Annotated in this window: 1 protein-coding gene; it reads left to right on the top strand. The window is 46.0% G+C overall.

Going from position 1 to position 2,306, the window contains the following annotated elements; all coding sequences use genetic code 11:
• Positions 1–2,306: hypothetical protein (locus AKG39_RS21025; protein ID WP_201780305.1), on the top strand; the 2,306-nt coding region annotated here is incomplete at both ends.

The following is a 2,306-nucleotide window of genomic DNA, read 5'->3' as shown; positions in this document are numbered from 1 at the left end:
AAAAGGAGAAGGAAAGAGAGGGGAGAAGAAAAAGGAAAGAGGAAAAGAAAAGAAAGAAGAAAAGAAGAGAAGAGAAAGAGAGAGGGAAGGAGAAAGAAAAAAGGGGGGAAGAGGAAGAAAAGAGAAAGAAGAGGAGGGGAAAGAAAAAAAGGAAGAAGAAGGAAGGAGAGGAAGAGAGGAAAAAGAGGGAGGGAAAAGGAAGGAGGGGGAAGGAAAGGGAAGAAGGAGGGAGGAAAGAGGAGGGGGGGAAAAGAAGAGGAAGAAGAGAGGAAGAAAAGAGAGGGGAAAAGGGAAAAAAGAGAAGAGAGAAAAGGAAAAAAAGGGGAAGAAGAGAGAAAAAAGGAAGGGAAGAAAGGGAAAAGAAGAGGAAGAAAAGGAGAAGAAGAAAAAGAGGAAGGGGGGGAAAGAAGAGGGAGGGGAGGGAGAAAGGGAGAAAAGGAAGAGAGGAGAGAGAGGAGAAAGGAGAGGGAGAAGGGGAGAAGGGGAAGAAAGAAGGAAAAGGAGAGGGAAGGAGGAAAAAAGAAGGAGGAAGGAAGGAGGGAGAAAGAGAAGGGGGAGAAGAAGAAGAAAGAGAAGAAAGGGGGAAAGGAGGAGGAAGGGAAGAGAGAAAAAGAGGAAGGGGGGAGAAGAAAAGAAGGGGGAGAGAAGAGAGAAGAAAGGGGAGAAGAGGGGGAGGAAAAGGGGGAGAAGAAAAAAAGGAGGAGAAAGGAAAGGGGAAAAGAAGAAAGAGAAGAGAGAGGGGGGAGGGAGGAGGAAAGAGAGGGGGGAAAGGAGGAGAGGAGGAAAAAAGAGGGGGAAGGGGGAGGAAGAAAGAAGGGGAAAGAGGGGGAAGGGGGAGAAGGGGAAGAAAGAAGGGGAGGAGAAGGAGGAGGAGGAAAAGAGGAGGGGGAAGGAGAGAAAGAGGGGGGGGGAGGGAGGGGGGAAAGGAGGGAGAGAAGAGAAAGGGAGAAGAAAGGGAAAGAGAGGAAGGGGGGGGAAAGGAGGGAGAAAAAGAGAAAAAAAAAGAAAGAGAAAGGGGAGAGGGAAGAGGAGAAAAGGGAGAAGAAAAAGGAAAAAAAAAAAAAGAAAGGGAAAAAGAGGAAGGAGGGGAGAGAAAGGAGAGGGGAAGAAGGGAAAAAGAAGGAAAAGGAGGGGGAAAGAGAGGGAAAGGGAGGAGAGGGAGGAAAAGAAGAAAAAAAGGAGGGGAAAAGAGAAAGGGAGGAAGGGGAAGAAGAAAGGGAAAAGAAGGGAAAGGAAGAAGGAAAGGAGAGGGAAAAGAAGAAGGAAAAAAAAAAGAAGGAGAGAAGGAGGAGGGGGAAGAAGGAGAAGGGAGAAAAGAGGAAGAAAGAAAAAGAAGAAAAAGAGAAAGAAAAGAGGAAAGAAAAGAAGGGGGAGGAGAAGAAAAAGAAGAGAAGAGGGAGGAAGAAAAAGGGAGAGGGGAAAAAAAGAGAAAAAAAAAAGAAGAAGGAGAAGGGAGAAGGGAAGGAAGAAAAAGAGGAAGAGAAAAGAAGAGAAGAGAGGGAAGAGGGGAGGAAGAAAGAAAGAGGGAAAAAGAAGAAGGAAGAAAGGGAGGGGGGGGGGAAGGAGAAGAAGAGAGAAGAGAAGGAAGAGGGAGGGAAGAAGAAAGAGGGAGGAAAAAAGGAGGAAAAGGAGGAGAGGGAGAGAAAAAAAAGGGGGAGGAAAAGGAGGGGAGGGGGGAGAGAGGGGGAGGAAGAGAAAGGGGGGGGAGAAAAGGGGAGAAGGGGGAAAAGGAAGAAAGGAAAGGAGAAGGAAAAGAGAAAAAAGAAGAAAGAAAGGAAGAAGAAGAAGGAGGGAAGGAAAAAGAAAGAGAAAAAGGAGAGAAAGAAAAGAAAGGAAGAAGAAAAGAAAGAAGAGAGGAAAAGAGAGGGAGGAGGGGAGAAAGAGGAGGAGGGAAGAAAAGAAGGGGGGAGGGAGAAAGAGGAGAAAGGAAAAAAGAAGAAAGAGAAGGGGGAAGAGAAGAGAGAAGAGAAAAGGAAAAAGAAGAAGAGGGAAAGGAAGAAGGGGAAGAAGAAAGAAAAAGAAAAAAGAAGAAAAGAGGGGGAGGAAGGAAAAAAGAAAAGGGGGAGGGGGGAAAGAAGGAAGGGGAGGGAAGAGAAAAAGGAGAGAAAAGAAAAGAAGAGGGAAAGGAGGGAAAGAAAGGGGGAAAAGGAGAGGAAAAAGAGGGAGAAAGAAAAGGAAAAAGAGAAAAAAAAAAAGAAGAAGAAGAAGGGAAGAAAGGAGAAAGAGAAGGGGAAGGAGAGAAAAGAGGAGAAGAGAAAGAAAGAGGAGGAGGAGGGGGAGGAGGAAAGAAGGAAAAAGAAGAAAGA

This window comes from Acetobacterium bakii (assembly GCF_001263355.1).
Taxonomy (GTDB): Bacteria; Bacillota; Clostridia; order Eubacteriales; family Eubacteriaceae; genus Acetobacterium; species Acetobacterium bakii.
Note: the sequence above shows the minus strand (reverse complement) of the source record. Positions and strands in the feature narration are given on the sequence as shown.